Origin of the sequence: Pseudomonas sp. B21-047, from assembly GCF_024748775.1 — a bacterium.
GTDB lineage: Bacteria > Pseudomonadota > Gammaproteobacteria > Pseudomonadales > Pseudomonadaceae > Aquipseudomonas > Aquipseudomonas capeferrum.
The window spans coordinates 4,725,630-4,741,061 of sequence record NZ_CP087169.1; the positions used below are offsets into that span (position 1 = coordinate 4,725,630).

The 15,432-nt window shown below is 63.8% G+C and carries 14 protein-coding genes and 1 tRNA gene; 13 read left to right on the forward strand and 2 right to left on the reverse strand.

Annotation, left to right across the window (positions count from 1 at the left end):
* The first annotated feature begins 104 nt into the window (after positions 1–104).
* From LOY26_RS21345 to LOY26_RS21365, 5 genes are all read left to right on the forward strand, one after another.
* Positions 105–1,394, forward strand: coding sequence for an OprD family porin (locus tag LOY26_RS21345; RefSeq protein WP_047583619.1), 1,290 nt, complete (start codon positions 105–107; stop codon positions 1,392–1,394).
* A 32-nt stretch (positions 1,395–1,426) separates the two neighbouring features.
* A complete protein-coding gene (locus tag LOY26_RS21350) occupies positions 1,427–2,407 on the forward strand; it encodes a tripartite tricarboxylate transporter substrate binding protein (RefSeq protein WP_033702722.1) in 981 nt (326 codons plus the stop codon).
* A 149-nt stretch (positions 2,408–2,556) separates the two neighbouring features.
* Entirely contained in the window at positions 2,557–3,015 is a 459-nt protein-coding gene (locus LOY26_RS21355; protein ID WP_186656609.1) for a tripartite tricarboxylate transporter TctB family protein, read from the forward strand.
* A 3-nt stretch (positions 3,016–3,018) separates the two neighbouring features.
* Positions 3,019–4,533 carry a tripartite tricarboxylate transporter permease gene (locus LOY26_RS21360; protein ID WP_186656606.1) on the forward strand — a complete coding sequence of 505 codons (1,515 nt, stop codon included), beginning with the start codon at positions 3,019–3,021 and terminating at the stop codon, positions 4,531–4,533.
* Entirely contained in the window at positions 4,526–5,557 is a 1,032-nt protein-coding gene (locus LOY26_RS21365) for an AbrB family transcriptional regulator (protein WP_186656602.1), read from the forward strand. Before LOY26_RS21360 ends, LOY26_RS21365 begins: the two co-directional genes overlap by 8 nt.
* 37 nt (positions 5,558–5,594) lie before the next feature.
* On the opposite strand, the gene ung is transcribed toward LOY26_RS21365, so the two are convergent.
* Entirely contained in the window at positions 5,595–6,287 is a 693-nt protein-coding gene (gene ung / locus LOY26_RS21370) for a uracil-DNA glycosylase (protein WP_186663421.1), read from the reverse strand.
* Between the two features lie 126 nt (positions 6,288–6,413).
* Here ung and LOY26_RS21375 point away from each other — a divergent pair, with 126 nt between their 5' ends.
* On the forward strand, positions 6,414–7,529 hold the full coding sequence (locus tag LOY26_RS21375; RefSeq protein ID WP_156310221.1) for an enoyl-CoA hydratase/isomerase family protein: 1,116 nt from the start codon (positions 6,414–6,416) through the stop codon (positions 7,527–7,529).
* Between the two features lie 38 nt (positions 7,530–7,567).
* Here LOY26_RS21375 and LOY26_RS21380 read toward each other — a convergent pair whose 3' ends face one another.
* Positions 7,568–8,008: a hypothetical protein gene (locus LOY26_RS21380; RefSeq protein ID WP_186656595.1), complete on the reverse strand. Its 441-nt coding sequence runs from the start codon at positions 8,006–8,008 to the stop codon at positions 7,568–7,570.
* 212 nt (positions 8,009–8,220) lie between these two features.
* Here LOY26_RS21380 and LOY26_RS21385 point away from each other — a divergent pair, with 212 nt between their 5' ends.
* From LOY26_RS21385 to LOY26_RS21415, 7 genes are all read left to right on the forward strand, one after another.
* The gene (locus tag LOY26_RS21385) at positions 8,221–9,711 is read left to right on the forward strand and encodes a sensor domain-containing diguanylate cyclase (protein ID WP_186656593.1); all 1,491 of its coding nucleotides are present in this window, start codon (positions 8,221–8,223) and stop codon (positions 9,709–9,711) included.
* Positions 9,704–9,925, forward strand: a complete 222-nt coding sequence (locus tag LOY26_RS21390) for a cysteine-rich CWC family protein (RefSeq protein WP_258714072.1) — start codon at positions 9,704–9,706, stop codon at positions 9,923–9,925. Before LOY26_RS21385 ends, LOY26_RS21390 begins: the two co-directional genes overlap by 8 nt.
* 32 nt (positions 9,926–9,957) lie before the next feature.
* On the forward strand, positions 9,958–10,650 hold the full coding sequence (locus tag LOY26_RS21395) for a pseudouridine synthase (RefSeq protein ID WP_186656583.1): 693 nt from the start codon (positions 9,958–9,960) through the stop codon (positions 10,648–10,650).
* A gap of 335 nt (positions 10,651–10,985) precedes the next feature.
* Positions 10,986–11,870, forward strand: coding sequence for an alpha/beta fold hydrolase (locus tag LOY26_RS21400; RefSeq protein ID WP_258714073.1), 885 nt, complete (start codon positions 10,986–10,988; stop codon positions 11,868–11,870).
* Between the two features lie 111 nt (positions 11,871–11,981).
* Positions 11,982–12,055, forward strand: a tRNA-Gly gene (locus LOY26_RS21405).
* A gap of 233 nt (positions 12,056–12,288) precedes the next feature.
* Positions 12,289–13,986, forward strand: coding sequence for a SulP family inorganic anion transporter (locus tag LOY26_RS21410; RefSeq protein WP_186656577.1), 1,698 nt, complete (start codon positions 12,289–12,291; stop codon positions 13,984–13,986).
* Positions 13,987–14,134: 148 nt separating this feature from the next.
* Positions 14,135–15,145, forward strand: coding sequence for a DUF4917 family protein (locus LOY26_RS21415; RefSeq protein WP_186663419.1), 1,011 nt, complete (start codon positions 14,135–14,137; stop codon positions 15,143–15,145).
* The last annotated feature ends 287 nt before the right edge of the window (positions 15,146–15,432 follow it).

A 15,432-nucleotide genomic window follows, 5' to 3' on the forward strand; every position in this document is an offset into this window, starting at 1 on the left:
TTAGCGAAAGGTTGGCGACCTAGCATCGCACCACGGTCGCCCCACGCGCCGAAAAAAGCACCAGCAAGGTGCAACCAATAAGAACAATAAACGGAGCCATCTCGATGCTGTCATCGCAGCCGCAGGCGTTCGCGCCTACCCGTTCCTTTGCCGCACGCCCCTCCGCCATCGCCAGCGCCGTTGCGCTTGCCGGTGTCGCACCGCTGAGCCAGGCCGCCTTCTTCGAAGACAGCACGGCGACCTTCGAAACCCGCAACATGTACTTCAACCGCGACTTTCGCGACGGCACCAGCGCGCAGCAATCCAAGCGCGACGAATGGGCCCAGGGCTTCATCCTCAACTTCGAGTCCGGCTACACCGATGGCACCGTGGGCTTTGGCCTGGATGCGCTGGGCATGCTCGGCATCAAGCTCGACTCCAGCCCCGACCGCACCGACACCGGCCTGCTGCCGACCCATGACGACGGCAAGGCTGCCGACGAGTACTCCAAGCTCGGCCTGACCGGCAAGATCAAGGTGTCCAAGACCGAACTGAAAGTCGGCACGCTGATCCCGGAACTGCCAACCCTGCAGCCCAACGACGGGCGCATTCTGCCGCAAACCTTCGAAGGCGGCCTGCTGACCTCGAAAGAAATCAGCCACCTGACCTTCACCGGTGGGCGCCTGGAAAAGGCCAAGGACCGCAACGACACCAACTGGGAAGACCTGGCGCTCAACAACAAGAACGGCCGCTTCGGTGGCACCTTCTCGGCCGACAACCTGGACCTTGCAGGCCTGGATTACCAGTTCACCGATCGCATCACCGGTAGCTACCACTTCGCCCAGCTCGACGACATCTACCGCCAGCACTTCCTGGGCATGGTCGCCACCCAGCCGTGGGGCCCAGGCACCTTCGGCGCCGACCTGCGCCTGGCGGTGAGTGATGACCAAGGCCAGGCCAAGGCCGGCAATATCGACAACACCACCGTCAACGGCATGCTCAGCTACGCCCTGGGCGGGCACAAGGTCAGCGCCGCCTACCAGCACCTGTCCGGTGACAGCGCCTTCCCCTACATCGACGGCGCCGACCCGTACCTGGTCAACTTCGTGCAGATCAACGACTTCGCCGGGGCCGACGAGCATTCCTGGCAGATGCGCTACGACTACAACTTCGCCGCCCTGGGCATCCCCGGCCTGACCTTCATGACCCGTTACATCAGCGGCGACAACGTCAGCCGCGCCGATGGCAGCGAGGGCAAGGAGTGGGAGCGCAACACCGAGTTCAAGTACGTGGTACAAAGCGGCCCGTTGAAAAACGTCGCCGTGCGCTTGCGCAATGCCACCTTCCGCTCGAATTTTGCCCGCGACGCCGACGAAGTGCGGCTGCTGGTGAGCTACAGCGTGGCCCTGTGGTAACCCAATAACAACAACGCTCACGGAGATTGACGATGACCTTTTCACTGCGCCGCCTCGTCCTCGCTACCGGCTGCCTGCTGCTGGCCGGCAATGCCCTCGCCGCCGAACCGAAACGCCCCGAATGCATCGCCCCCGCCTCGCCGGGTGGTGGCTTCGACCTGACCTGCAAGCTGGTGCAAAGCGCGCTGGTGCAGGAGAAAATCCTCAGCAAGCCCATGCGCGTCACCTACATGCCCGGCGGTGTCGGGGCTGTGGCCTACAACGCCGTGGTGGCCCAGCGCCCAGGTGATGCCGGCACCCTGGTGGCCTGGTCGAGCGGCTCGCTGTTGAACCTGGCCCAGGGCAAGTTCGGCCGCTTCGACGAGAGCGCGGTGAAATGGCTGGCAGCGGTCGGCACCAGCTACGGGGCCATCGCCGTGAAAAGCGATTCGCCCTACAAGACCCTCGACGACCTGGTCGCCGCGCTGAAAAAAGACCCGGGCAAGGTGGTGATCGGCTCTGGCGGCACCGTCGGCAGCCAGGACTGGATGCAGACCGCACTGATCGCCAAGGCCGCCGGTATCAACCCGCGTGACCTCCGCTACGTGGCCCTGGAAGGCGGCGGCGAAATTGCCACCGCGCTGCTGGGCGGGCATATCCAGGTGGGCTCCACCGACATCTCCGACTCCATGCCGCACATCCAGAGCGGGAACATGCGCATCCTCGCGGTGTTCTCCGAGAACCGCCTGGACGAGCCGGAGATGAAAGACATCCCCACCGCCAAGGAGCAGGGCTACGACATCGTCTGGCCGGTAGTACGCGGCTTCTACCTCGGGCCGAAGGTGAGCGACGAAGACTACGCCTGGTGGAAAGCCTCGTTCGACAAGATGCTGGCCTCCGAAGACTTCGCCACGTTGCGTGACCAGCGCGAGCTGTTCCCGTTCGCCATGACCGGTGAAGAGCTGGACGGCTATGTGAAGAAGCAGGTGGCTGACTACAAGGCACTGGCCAAGGAATTCGGCCTGATCCAGTAAGGCCTGACGACCTGTCACCGCCCGCGTGGGAGCGGGCGTGCCCCGCGAAGCCAACACCGCGATGCATGGCACCGGCTTTGCCGGTGTTCGCGGGGCAAACCCGCTCCCACAAGGGCCGCGCTGTTCAGAATAAAAACGAGGATTCCCCGATGATCCTGCAACGTCTCTTCGCCCTGGCCTTGCTGGCCGTCTGCGCCGCCCTGGCCGTGATGGCCTGGCCGTACCAGGCTGCGTTTTCCTACGAGCCGGTTGGCCCGCGCGCCTACCCGCTGTTGATGCTCGGCCTGATGGGCCTGGGCCTGCTGTACCTGGTGATCCGCCCCACGCCGATCGTGCGCAAGGACGACGAACCCGAACTGGACCGCGAAACCCTGATCAAGATCGCCGCCTGTGTCGGCCTGCTGGTCGTCTTCGCTGCCACCTTCGAAGCCCTGGGCTTCATCCTCAGCGCGATCCTGATCGGCCTGCCGATGGCCCGGCTGTACGGCGGGCGCTGGTTGCACAGCGCCATCGTAGTGGTCGGCATGAGCCTGTTCCTCTACTGGCTGTTCGACCGCGTCATGGACGTGCCCCTGCCCCTTGGCCTGCTGAGCGTACTGGAGAACTGACACATGGATACCTTGAGCTATCTGGGCCAGGGCTTTGGCGTCGCCCTGAGCCCGTACAACCTGGTCACCGCCCTCTGTGGCACCCTGATCGGCACCGTGGTCGGGCTGTTGCCGGGCCTGGGCCCGATCAACGGCGTGGCGCTGCTGATCCCCATCGCCTTTGCCTTGGGCCTGCCCCCTGAGTCGGCACTGATCCTGCTGGCCGCGGTTTACCTGGGCTGTGAATACGGCGGGCGCATCAGCTCGATCCTGCTGAACATCCCGGGCGAAGCTTCGACCGTGATGACCACCCTCGACGGCTACCCGATGGCCCGTCAGGGCCTGGCCGGCGTGGCGCTGTCGCTGTCTGCCTGGAGTTCGTTCATCGGCGCCTTCATCGCCACCTGCGGCATGGTGCTGTTCGCCCCGCTGTTGGCAAAATGGGCCATCGCTTTCGGCCCGGCGGAGTACTTCGTGCTGATGGTGTTCGCCATCGTCGCCCTGGGCGGCATGGCCGGCGACAAGCCATTGAAAACCTTCATCGCCGCACTGATCGGCCTGTTCCTGTCGGCAGTCGGCATCGATGCCAACAGCGGCGTGTACCGCTTCACCGGTGACAGCGTGCACCTGGCCGACGGCATCCAGTTCGTGGTGCTGGTGCTGGGGCTGTTCTCGGTCAGCGAAATCCTCCTGCTGCTGGAAAAGACCCACCATGGCCACCAGGCAGTCAAGGCCACCGGGCGCATGCTGTTCAACTTCAAGGAAGCCGCCTCGGTGTTCGTGGTCAACATCCGCTGCGGCCTGCTCGGCTTCATCATGGGCGTGCTGCCGGGCGCTGGCGCCACCCTGGCCAGTGCCGTGGCCTACATGACCGAGAAGCGTATCGCCGGCGAAAGCGGCACGTTCGGCAAGGGCGATGCCCGCGGCCTGGCCGCCCCGGAAACCGCCATCGGTGCATCCTGCTGCGGCGCCCTGGTACCGATGCTGACCCTGGGTGTGCCAGGCTCAGGTACCACGGCAGTGATGATCGGTGCACTGACCCTGTACAACATCACCCCCGGCCCACTGCTGTTCGAGCAGCAGCCCGACATCGTCTGGGGCCTGATCGCCTCGTTGTTCATCGCCAACATCATGCTGGTGATCCTCAACATCCCGATGATCCGCATCTTCACCCGCATCCTTGCGGTACCGAACTGGGCGCTGGTGCCGGTCATCGCGATCATCACCGCGATCGGCGTGTACGCCGTGCATGCCACCACCTTCGACCTGTTCCTGATGGTCGGCATCGGCATCATGGGCTATATCCTGCGCAAGCTGGACTTCCCGCTGTCGCCGATCCTGCTCGGTTTCATCCTCGGCGGGCTGATGGAACAGAACCTGCGCCGTGCGCTGTCGATCTCCAACGGTGAGCTGGGCATCCTCTGGTCGAGCCCGATCAGCCTGGGTGGCTGGATATTGGTGGGCTGCATGCTCTGCCTGCCGCTGCTGCGTATCTGGCGCAAGCGCAGCCAGCAACGCCGGGCCATGGCTGATGCCTGATCGGTCGTTGCCGCTGTACTGGGCTACCGGGCTGGTCGGCCTTGCTGGCGGGTATCTCGCCAGCCGGGTCGGCTGGCCTTTGCCCTGGATGGTCGGCTCGTTGCTGGCGATCATCCTGGTGCGCTGCCTGACGCCCTGGCAACTTTCGGAAATCCCCCATGGCCGCAAATGCGGGCAATGGATCATCGGCATCGGCATCGGCCTGCACTTCACCCCGGCGGTTATCGAGCAGGTGGCCAGCCACTTTGCGCTGATCTTCTTTGGCGCGCTGTTCACCACCCTGTCCAGCGTCATCAGCGTGTGGTTGCTGCGCCGCACCGGCGAGGACCGCGCGACCGCCTTCTTCGCCAGCATGCCGGGTGGGTCGGGGGAGATGGTCAACCTGGGGGCGCGCAACGGTGCAGTGCTCAGCCAGGTCGCCGCAGCGCAGAGCTTGCGGGTACTGGCAGTGGTGCTGTGCGTGCCGGCGCTGTTCAAGTTGCTGCTGGGTGACGGAGTGGCGCTGAACCACGCGGGCAGCGTCAGCTGGGGCTGGCTGACCTTGATCGCACCGCTGGGCATTGCCGTGGCGCTGCTCTGGCAACGCCTGCGCCAGCCCAACCCCTGGCTGTTCGGCCCCTTGCTGGTGGCGGCCACGTTAAGCCTTGCCGGCAACCTGCAGATCGCCCTGCCCGAGGGTGCCAGCCAAGTCGGCCAGTGGTTGATCGGCAGCGGGCTGGCATGTCACTTCAACCGTGCGTTCTTCCGCCGGGCACCGTCGTTCCTGGGGCGTACCCTGGTGGCCACGGCCTTGTGCATGCTGATCGCCGCCAGTGCCGCCTGGGCATTGAGCGTGATGACCGCACTGGACCTGCGCTCGTTGACGCTGGGGATGATGCCGGGCGGGATTGCCGAGATGAGCCTGACAGCCGAGACCCTGCAGTTGTCGGTGCCGCTGGTGACGGCATTGCAGGTGATGCGCTTGCTGTTCGTGCTGTTTCTGGCAGAGCCGTTGTTCCGGCTCTGGAATGCTGGGCAACGCTGAAATACGCATCACCTCGCGAGGGAGGTGATGCGGTCTGTCACAGCGGCGGCAAGGCCCAGTTGATCGGTGCCAACCCGCGCTGTTCAAGGAAGCCGTTGGCCCGGCTGAAATGCCCGCAGCCGAGGAACCCACGGTACGCCGACAACGGCGACGGATGCACCGACTTGAGCACCAGGTGCTTGGTGCCGTCGATCAGCTTCTGCTTGCCCTGGGCATGCGCGCCCCACAGCAGGAACACCACGTTCGGGCACTGCTCGCTGACCACCTGTATGACGCGGTCGGTAAAGAACTCCCAGCCTTTCTTGGCATGCGAAGCCGCATTGGCACGCTCCACGGTCATGGTCGTGTTGAGCAGCAGCACGCCTTGCTCGGCCCAGCTCTGCAAATAGCCGTGGCTGGCGATCGGGATGTTCAGGTCGCGCTGCAGCTCCTTGTAGATATTGACCAGCGACGGCGGCGTGGCAATGCCGGGCTGCACCGAGAAGCACAGGCCATGGGCCTGCCCGGGGCCGTGATAAGGGTCCTGGCCGAGGATCACCACCTTGACCTGCGGCAGCGGCGTCGAATTGAGCGCATTGAAGATCAGCGGGCCCGGTGGGTAGATTTCCTTGCCGGCCGCGTGCTCCTGACGCAGGAAGTCACGCAGCTGATGCATATAGGGCTGGTCGAACTCGTCGCGCAATGCGGCTTTCCAGCTGGGTTCGAGTTTGATGCGATCGTCGTCAGTCATGGGGCCATCCGTAAACAATGGCGCGACACTAGGTAAGCCACTCCCGCTTGTCAAACGATCCGACCGACGACCGGCATGATCGCCCAGGCAGGCCATACTTGAGCCATGACCTGCGAGAGGTAGTCCATGTCCATTCATTGCGAGGTACTCACCGGTGCCGACGGCGCCGGCATCGGCATCGCCACCCTGGATGCACCCAAAGCGCTGAATGCGCTGAACCTGCGGATGATCGAAGTGCTCGGCGAACAACTGCACGCCTGGGCCCGCGACCCCGAAATCGTCTGCGTGCTGTTGCGCGGCAACGGCACCAAGGCGTTCTGCGCGGGGGGCGATGTGCGTGCGCTGGCCCAGGCCTGCCGGGCACACCCGGGCAGCGTGCCGCCGTTGGCCGCCGCCTTCTTCGCCGCAGAATACCGCCTCGATTTCGCCCTGCACACGTACCCCAAACCCTTGCTGTGCTGGGGGCATGGGCATGTGCTGGGCGGGGGCATGGGCTTGTTGCAAGGCGCCAGCGTGCGCATCGTCACCCCCAGTAGCCGCCTGGCCATGCCAGAGATCAGCATTGGTTTGTACCCCGACGTCGGCGCCAGTTGGTTCCTGGCCCGCCTGCCAGGCAAGCTCGGGTTGTTCCTGGGGCTCACCGGCGCCCCGATCAACGCCCATGATGCCCTCGACCTGGGCCTGGCCGACCGGTTCCTGGGTGAGTACCAGCAAGAGGCGTTGATCGAAGAGTTGCTGCAACTGAACTGGCAGGAACAGACCGCCCTGCAATTGAACAGCCTGCTCAAGGCCGAACAGCACCGCGCCTGCGCCGAGCTGCCCGAAGCGCAGTGGCTGCCCCGCCGCGACGAGATCGATCGGTTGCTCGACGTTGCCGACCCTGCCGCCGCGTGGCGGGCACTGGAGGGCCTGAAATACCATGATGACCCGCTGCTGGCCGAAGCCGGCAAACGGCTGCACGAAGGCTGCCCGCTGACGGCGCACCTGGTCTGGGAACAGATACGCAGGGCGCGGCACCTGTCGCTGGCGCAGGTCTTCCAGATGGAATACAGCATGAGCCTGAACTGCTGCCGACACCCGGACTTCAGCGAAGGGGTGCGCGCACGCCTGCTGGACAAAGACAATCAGCCGCGCTGGCACTGGCCGGATGTAGCCCAGGTACCGGCGGCGGTGGTCGAGGCGCACTTTGCCAAGGTCTGGGAAGGGCGCCACCCGTTGGCGGATCTCGCTGATCAGGTATGACCGGGTCATGGAAAGGGGCGCAAAGCGCCCCCATTGCATCACCGTTGCCAGTTGCGGCCCTGCCCCCGGCCGCCCTCCGGCCTGCGGTCACGATCCCCACGCCCATTGGAGTGCCAGCGATCGTTCTGGTAACGCTGGCTGCCATCGCGATAGTCGTGACGATCGCGGTCGCGCCCATAGTCATAGCGCTGGCGATTGCCATAGTCATACCGCGGCTTACCGTGCCACTGGCTCATCCCTGGCTGGGGGTGTGGCCTGTATTGCGGCACCGGCGCCGGGCGGTAGTAGCGCGGTGCTGGCTGGTAGTAGTAGCGCGGTTGCGGCGCCACATAGTAGCGGTCGTGGCGGTAATACCCCGGCGACACGTAGCGGTCGCTGGTGTAGTAATCGGAACGGTAGTAGCCCCCGCCACCGTAGTAAGGGGCGCAGGCGGACGTCATCAGACCCAGCAGGGCGATCAACAGAATTCGATAGGACATGGCGGCCTCCTGGACCGCTGGAGTGCCCGCACAGCGGCGCTGACGAGCATCGATGCGTAAGGCGTTCATCGATACTGAATAAGACCGCCACACCCGGGTGCAGTGCCATTTTTGCAATAAATTGAAACAGCTCGGATAACCCTGAAAAACTTGCAGTCATTTGCCGGCCATCTCACTAGAATGAGCGCCTTGGCACACATCACGGGAAGATCATGCCTGTACGTTCCGCTCTGTTTTCGCAGCGCTCGCTGATCATTACCCTGCTGATGTTGCTGGCCAGCGGCTTCCTTGCCACCTCACTGCTCAGCTACTTCGCCTCGCGCAGCGCCATCCGCGATGGCATCGTCAATACCGAACTGCCACTGACCGCCGACACGGTCTATTCGGAAATCCAGAAAGACCTGATCCGCCCCGTGCTGATCGCCTCGATGATGGCCCAGGACACCTTCCTGCGGGACTGGGTGCTGTCCGGTGAGCAGGACACCCAGCGCATCACCCGCTACCTGGGCGAGATCATGGGCAAGCAGGACACCTTCACCTCGTTTTTCGTTTCTGAGCGCAGCCTCACCTACTACCAGGCCAAGGGTGTGCTCAAGCAGATCAAGCCAGGCAACTGGCGCGATGCCTGGTACTTCCGCCTGCGCGACCTCAAGGCACCCTACGAGATCAACGTCGACCTGGACATGGCCAACCAGGACAGCCTGACGGTATTCATCAACTACCAGGTGCTGGATTACCAACAGCGCTTTATCGGCGCCGCCGGCGTAGGCCTGAGCGTGTCGTCGGTGGTCAAGCTGATCGACCAGTACCAGCGGCGCTACCAGCGCTCGGTGCTGTTCACCGACGCCAAGGGCAAGGTCCTGCTGACCGGCTCCGACGGTGGCCCGCATGGCCTGCGGGTCGGCCAGCCGCTAAGCGACAACCCCGAACTGAGCGACCTGCTGGCCCAGCAACCGATACCCGGTGAAGGCAGCCACGAATACCGCGACAGCGACAACCACAGCCACTTCCTGAATGTGCGCCACCTTCCCGAGCTGGACTGGTACCTGCTGGTGGACAAGCGCGAGACCGGTGCTCTGGACCGCATCCGCCACTCGCTGTACCTGAACCTGGCGATCTGCGCGATGATCACCCTGGTGGTGCTGGCGCTGGTGCATGCCATGGTCAAGCGCCACCAGGCCAGCACCGAGGCGCTGGCCACCCTCGACAGCCTTACCGGCCTGCCCAACCGGCGCAGCTTCGACCTGCTGGCCGCCCAGGCCTTGCATGAAGCCCAGCGTGACAGCGGCCCACTGGTGGCACTGTTGATCGACCTTGACCACTTCAAGGCCCTCAACGACACCCACGGCCACCTGGCAGGCGACGAAGTGCTGCGCCAGTTCGCCAATGTGCTGCAGGGCAGCCTGCGCCAGTCGGATATACTGTGCCGGTGGGGCGGTGAGGAGTTCATCGTGCTGCTGCGTGAAGCACAAGGCCGGCAAGCCATCGAAGTGGCGGAGAAAATCCGTCGCCGCACCGAGCAACTGACCTTCAGCTATGACGACCAACCCTTGCGCCTGACCACCAGCATCGGCCTTAGCAGCCTGCAGCCGGGTGATACCTTGCATGCCCTGCTGACCCGCGCCGACCGTGCGCTCTATCGTGCCAAGCAGGCCGGCCGCAACCGCGTCTGCAGTGAAGCCCCCGGACCCAGCCATGAATGACAGCCAGCACTGCCCCGCCTGCGGCGCCCTCAACCAGTGCAGCCTCGCCGACCCCCGCAGCGCCACACAGGCCTGTTGGTGCTACAGCGTGACCATCGACCCCGCCGTGCTCCAGGCCCTGCCCGCCGAATTACGGGACAAGGCCTGCCTGTGCCCACGCTGTGCAGTAGTCGAAACGCAACTGCAGGCAGCAGCGCCCGGCACAAAGCGCTAGACTGCGCGCCCGCTTCTTCTGCCCTGTTCGCCATGCGCCTTGACCGTTTCCTTGCCAACCTGCCCTGTTACAACCGCCAGCAAGTTCGCCTGCTGCTGGTGCAGCGCCGTGTGCGGGTCGATGGCATCGTCGCGGCCGACCCGTTGACCCCGGTGCGTGAGTTCAGCCGCGTCGAAGTGGATGAGCAACTGCTGCAGGCCGGGCGGCCGGCGCGCTACCTGATGCTCAACAAGCCAGCCGGGTACGTCAGTGCCACGCTCGACCCGCAGCACCGCACGGTGCTTGAGCTACTGCCCGCCGAGATGCGCGACGACCTGCACATTGCCGGGCGCCTGGACTTCAACACCACCGGCCTGCTGATCCTGACCAACGACGGCCAATGGTCACGGCGCCTGACCCAGCCAACCACCAAGCTGCCCAAGCATTACCTGGTCGAGACCGAGGACGACATTGGCCCGCACTATGCCGCCACGTTCCAGCAAGGCCTGTACTTTGCATTCGAAGACCTCACCACCCTGCCCGCCCAGCTCGACATCCTCGGCCCGCGCCGGGCCCGGCTGGCGATCGTCGAGGGGCGGTACCATCAGGTCAAACGCATGTTCGGCCATTTCGACAACAAGGTGGTGGGGTTGCACCGTGAGAGCATGGGCGCGATTCGCCTGGACCCAGGGTTGGCGCCAGGCGCCTACAGGGCGTTGACCGACGAGGAAGTTGCCGGCGTCTAGGCCTCTGCCTGGTCCAATACGACCGCCCAGCGGTTCAGGTCACATTTTTACCCGAACGGCACTTGCAGGATTCCCAGGCCACTGCTTGAATCCAAATCGTCAGTCTGCATGTGACTCGTGAGTCACGCCCGCAGCCGAAGACACTTTTTGCCGGCCACCCAAGGCCTAGATGCCTTGGGGCACGGCAAATTGCCCGCCAAAAACAATACCGTCGACACGTGTGCCAAGGATCGACACTGGGCCCCCCGTTACTCTTCAAGGCAAATGCCTACCTGTCATAAAGAACGTGCACCCTAGGTGACGCGAATACCCTTTTTGCGCCAGGAGTCGATGACATGAGGCCAGAAATCGCTGTACTTGATATCCAAGGTCAGTATCGGGTTTACACGGAGTTCCATCGCGCGGATGCAGCCGAGAAGACGATCATTTTGATCAACGGCTCGCTGGCCACTACGGCCTCGTTCGCCCAGACGGTGCGTAACCTGCACCCGCAATTCAACGTCGTGCTGTTCGACCAGCCGTACGCCGGCAAGTCCAAGCCGCACAACCGCCAGGAGCGGCTGATTACCAAGGAGGCCGAGGCGCATATCCTTCTTGAGCTGATCGAGCACTTCCAGGCCGACCACGTGATGTCGTTCTCGTGGGGCGGTGCAAGCACGCTGCTGGCGCTGGCGCACCAGCCGCGGCGGGTGAAGAAGGCCGTGGTGAGTTCGTTCTCGCCGGTGATCAATGAACCGATGCGCGACTACCTGGACCGTGGCTGCCAGTACTTGGCCGCCTGTGATCGCTACCAGGTCGGCAACCTGGTCAACGACACCATCGGCAAGCACCTGCCGTCACTGTTCAAGCGCTTCAACTACCGCCACGTCAGCAGCCTGGACAGCCACGAGTACGCGCAGATGCACTTTCACATCAACGAGGTGCTGCAACACGACCTGGAACGGGCATTGAGCAGGGCGCGCAACATCAACATCCCGGTGCTGTTCATCAACGGCGAACGTGACGAATACACCACGGCCGAAGATGCCCGCGAGTTTGGCCGCCATGTAGGCAAGAGCCACTTCAGTGTCATCCGCGATGCCGGGCACTTCCTCGACATGGAGACCAAGGCAGCCTGCGAAGACACCCGCAGCGTACTGCTCGGTTTCCTCAAGCCGACCGAGCGTGAGCCACGTCAACGCTACCAGCACGTACAGGGGCAGCATGCACTGGCCATCTGAGCGCATCGGCGTCCTGTAGTGATTACCCGCAGGCTATGGGCCGCCGACAAGCTTTTTTATAACTTGGGCTTCTAATTCGTGAAGGGTTCTGGTAAAAAGTCGAACGCAGACGCGGGTATAGTTTAGTGGCAAAACGAAAGCTTCCCAAGCTTTAGTTGAGGGTTCGATTCCCTCTACCCGCTCCACCACGCATTCCCGCATGACGTTCCAGCAACGTCATCGCTGTTTAAAGGAGCCTTGGCTCCTTTTTTCGTTTCTGGTCCCCGCCTTTTCATCTCCAAGCCCTTTCCTTGACCTGGCCCATGGCCACTTTGTTGCCGATCCGCTTGAATGCGCGACCGACGAATCCGCTTGCAAGCGAAACGGCTTGAAGCGCATATGCTTCAGGGATTCGTGAAACATTCAGAAAGGACCCCGCATGTTTCTGTCCCGCTGGCTACCTGGCCTCGCCAACCTGCTGCACTACCGCCGCGCGTGGTTCCACGCTGACCTGCAGGCCGGGTTGTCGGTTGCCGCCATCCAGATCCCCATCGCCATCGCCTACGCCCAGATCGTCGGCCTGCCACCGCAATATGGCCTGTATGCGTGCGTACTGCCCATGATGGTGTACGCCCTGATCGGTAGTTCGCGCCAGCTGATGGTCGGCCCGGACGCCGCCACTTGCGCAATGATCGCCGGCGCCGTGGCACCTCTGGCACTGGGCGACCCACAGCGCATCGCCGAACTGTCGGTGATCGTCACCGTGCTGGTTGGCGTGATGCTGATCGCGGCGGGGCTGGCCCGAGCGGGCTTCATCGCCAGTTTCTTCTCGCGGCCGATCCTGATCGGCTACCTCAACGGCATCGGCCTGAGCCTGATCGCCGGGCAGTTGTCCAAGGTGGTGGGGTTCAAGATCGAGGGCGATGGGTTCATCCTCAGCCTGGTCAACTTCCTGCAGCGCCTGGGCGAGATTCACCTGCCTACCCTGGCCATCGGCCTGTGCGCGCTGGCCCTGCTGATCTGGTTGCCAACGCGCTACCCACGGCTGCCTGCGGCGCTGGTGGCCGTGGCACTGTTCACCGTACTGGTCGGCCTGTTCGGCCTGGACCGCTTGGGTGTCGCCATCCTCGGCCCGGTACCGGCCGGCATGCCGCAACTGGCCTGGCCGCAAAGCAACCTGGCAGAAATGAAGAGCCTGTTGCGCGATGCCTTGGGTATCGCCACCGTCAGTTTCTGCAGCGCGATGCTCACCGCCCGCAGCTTTGCTGCACGCCATGGCTATGCCATCAATGCCAACCATGAGTTCGTGGCGCTGGGCGTAAGCAACCTGGCTGCGGGGATGTCCCAAGGGTTTGCCATCAGTGGCGCCGATTCACGCACCGCAGTCAACGACATGGTCGGCGGCAAGAGCCAACTGGTGGGGATCATCGCCGCGCTGGTGATCGCCCTGATTTTGCTGTTTTTCACCGCCCCCATGGCCTGGATCCCCCAGGCGGCGCTGGGCGCCGTGCTGCTGATGGCAGGCTGGGGGCTGATCGACATCAAGTCGCTGAAGACCATAAGGCGCCTGAGCCGCTTCGAGTTCTGGCTGTGCCTGCTGACCACGGTTGGCGTACTGGGCCTGGGCGTGCTGCCGGGTATCGTATTTGCCGTGACCCTGGCGATCCTGCGCTTGCTGTACAGCATCTACCAACCCACCGACGCGGTGCTGGGCTGGCTGCCAGGCACCGAGGGCCAGGTCGACATCCGCAAGTTCAAGGACGCCCGCACCGTGCCGGGCCTGGTGGTGTACCGCTTCGACGACGCGATCCTGTTCTTCAACGCCGACTACTTCAAGATGCGCCTGCTGGAAGCCGTGCAGAGCCAGGCCCAGCCCAAGGCCGTGCTGTTCGATGCCGAAGCGGTGACCAGCATCGACGTCAGCGGCATCGCCGCACTGCGCGAGGTGCGCGACACCCTGGCCGCCCAAGGCATCTTCTTCGCCATCGCCCGCGCCCGTGGCACCTTCCTGCGCATGCTGGTGCGCTCAGGGATGGCCCGGGAGATGGAGGACAAACTGCTGTTCGGCTCGGTACGGGCCGGGATCCGCGCTTACCGGATATGGCGCAACAGGAGCCGTGCGCCAGCGGCTGAATAAAGGAAGGAGGTCATTGAACGCCGCGGCGTTAATATGAATCAATATCATTCTCATGCAAACCTTCTGGCCATCGCCAGCCTCAATCACCAGGGGCTTGCCTGACATGTTAAAGTCGCCACCGTTTCCCGCGCCGCCCAACGGACCCCGCATGCCCGCACCTGACAATCTCCTCGCCACCTGGCCAGCACTCGACCAACGCCACCCTTGCGACGCCCTGCTGCTGGGCAACGGCGCCAGCCGCGCACTGTGGAAGCCGTTTGGCTATTTCTCGCTGTTCGAGGAAGCGCAACGTGCGGGCCGTAAGAAGGGTTTGGCGATCAGTGACCAGGCCCTGTTCAAGTCGCTTGCCACGGAACTGTTCGAGCCGGTGCTCAGCGCGCTGAACACCACCGTACGGGCCAATGCCGCCCTGGCCATCAACTCCACCGCGCCGCTGAACCGCTATTACTCGATCAAGGAAGCGCTGATCCATGCTGTGCGCACGCTGCACCTGCCCTGGCCGCTGATGCCGGCCACCACGCTGGCCACGCTGAACCAGGCCCTGCGCGGCTATCGCAACATCTACACCAGCAACTACGACCTGATCCTGCCATGGGCCGTGCAGCACGCCCCGCAAGGTTTTGCCGAGCTGTTCGATGAGCAGGGTTTTTTCGACGTACGCCGCACCCGCAGCGAAGGCACCCGCGTACTGCACCTGCATGGCGGCCTGCACCTGCTGAAGCTGCCGGATGGCACTACCCGCCAGCGCAGCGCCGAAAGCGCCGAACTGCTCGATGGCTTTGCCGTGAACATTCCGGGTGAAGTGCCGTTGTTCGTCAACGAAGACCGTAGCGACGAGAAGCTTCGCGCTATTCGTCACTCGGACTACCTGAACTGGTGCCTGGGGCAACTCGCGCAGGAAAGCCAGGGGCTGTGCCTGTTCGGGCAGCATCTGGACAGCAGTGACCAGCACTTGGTCGAGGCTGTTCGCCAAGCTCGCCCCCGCCATTTGTCGATTGCCATCCGGCCGTTGGGGGAGGCTTCGGTGATCAATCAGCAGCAGCACTACATTGATCGGTTCGGGGATCTGCCGGCGACTGCGCTGCACTTTTTCGATGCGAGCACGCATCCGTTGGGGTTGGCGGAACTGGCGATCGAGGTGCCGACTGCTCGCCGTTGAGGCGGGTGTTTGTTCGCCATCACATTTTTAGCGCCTTTGAGACCGAGCGCCGCCCGCGCGGCGCATCGCGACGCAAGGCCGCTCCTACATTTGTTTCGGGCCAGTGAGGCCAGTGGCATTTGCGCGCGACCGCCTTGTTTGTACGACGCGATATTGAGGCGGGCACCAAGGGGCCGCGCGCCAATCCCTCAGGAATAATTGGCCCGAAACAGATGTAGGAGCGGCCTTGCGTCGCGATGCGCCGCGCGGGCGGCGCTCGATCTTATAGGCGCTGAACCTCCCAAGGC

What these genes read in the sequence shown, in the direction of transcription:
- LOY26_RS21395 (WP_186656583.1), top strand. Translation starts at nt 9,958, where the DNA reads ATGCGCCTTGACCGTTTCCTTGCCAACCTGCCCTGTTACAACCGCCAG.
- LOY26_RS21400 (WP_258714073.1), top strand. Translation starts at nt 10,986, where the DNA reads ATGAGGCCAGAAATCGCTGTACTTGATATCCAAGGTCAGTATCGGGTT.
- LOY26_RS21345 (WP_047583619.1), top strand. Translation starts at nt 105, where the DNA reads ATGCTGTCATCGCAGCCGCAGGCGTTCGCGCCTACCCGTTCCTTTGCC.
- ung (WP_186663421.1), bottom strand. Translation starts at nt 6,287, where the DNA reads ATGACTGACGACGATCGCATCAAACTCGAACCCAGCTGGAAAGCCGCA.
- LOY26_RS21390 (WP_258714072.1), top strand. Translation starts at nt 9,704, where the DNA reads ATGAATGACAGCCAGCACTGCCCCGCCTGCGGCGCCCTCAACCAGTGC.
- LOY26_RS21415 (WP_186663419.1), top strand. Translation starts at nt 14,135, where the DNA reads ATGCCCGCACCTGACAATCTCCTCGCCACCTGGCCAGCACTCGACCAA.
- LOY26_RS21365 (WP_186656602.1), top strand. Translation starts at nt 4,526, where the DNA reads ATGCCTGATCGGTCGTTGCCGCTGTACTGGGCTACCGGGCTGGTCGGC.
- LOY26_RS21380 (WP_186656595.1), bottom strand. Translation starts at nt 8,008, where the DNA reads ATGTCCTATCGAATTCTGTTGATCGCCCTGCTGGGTCTGATGACGTCC.
- LOY26_RS21355 (WP_186656609.1), top strand. Translation starts at nt 2,557, where the DNA reads ATGATCCTGCAACGTCTCTTCGCCCTGGCCTTGCTGGCCGTCTGCGCC.
- LOY26_RS21410 (WP_186656577.1), top strand. Translation starts at nt 12,289, where the DNA reads ATGTTTCTGTCCCGCTGGCTACCTGGCCTCGCCAACCTGCTGCACTAC.
- LOY26_RS21375 (WP_156310221.1), top strand. Translation starts at nt 6,414, where the DNA reads ATGTCCATTCATTGCGAGGTACTCACCGGTGCCGACGGCGCCGGCATC.
- LOY26_RS21350 (WP_033702722.1), top strand. Translation starts at nt 1,427, where the DNA reads ATGACCTTTTCACTGCGCCGCCTCGTCCTCGCTACCGGCTGCCTGCTG.
- LOY26_RS21360 (WP_186656606.1), top strand. Translation starts at nt 3,019, where the DNA reads ATGGATACCTTGAGCTATCTGGGCCAGGGCTTTGGCGTCGCCCTGAGC.
- LOY26_RS21385 (WP_186656593.1), top strand. Translation starts at nt 8,221, where the DNA reads ATGCCTGTACGTTCCGCTCTGTTTTCGCAGCGCTCGCTGATCATTACC.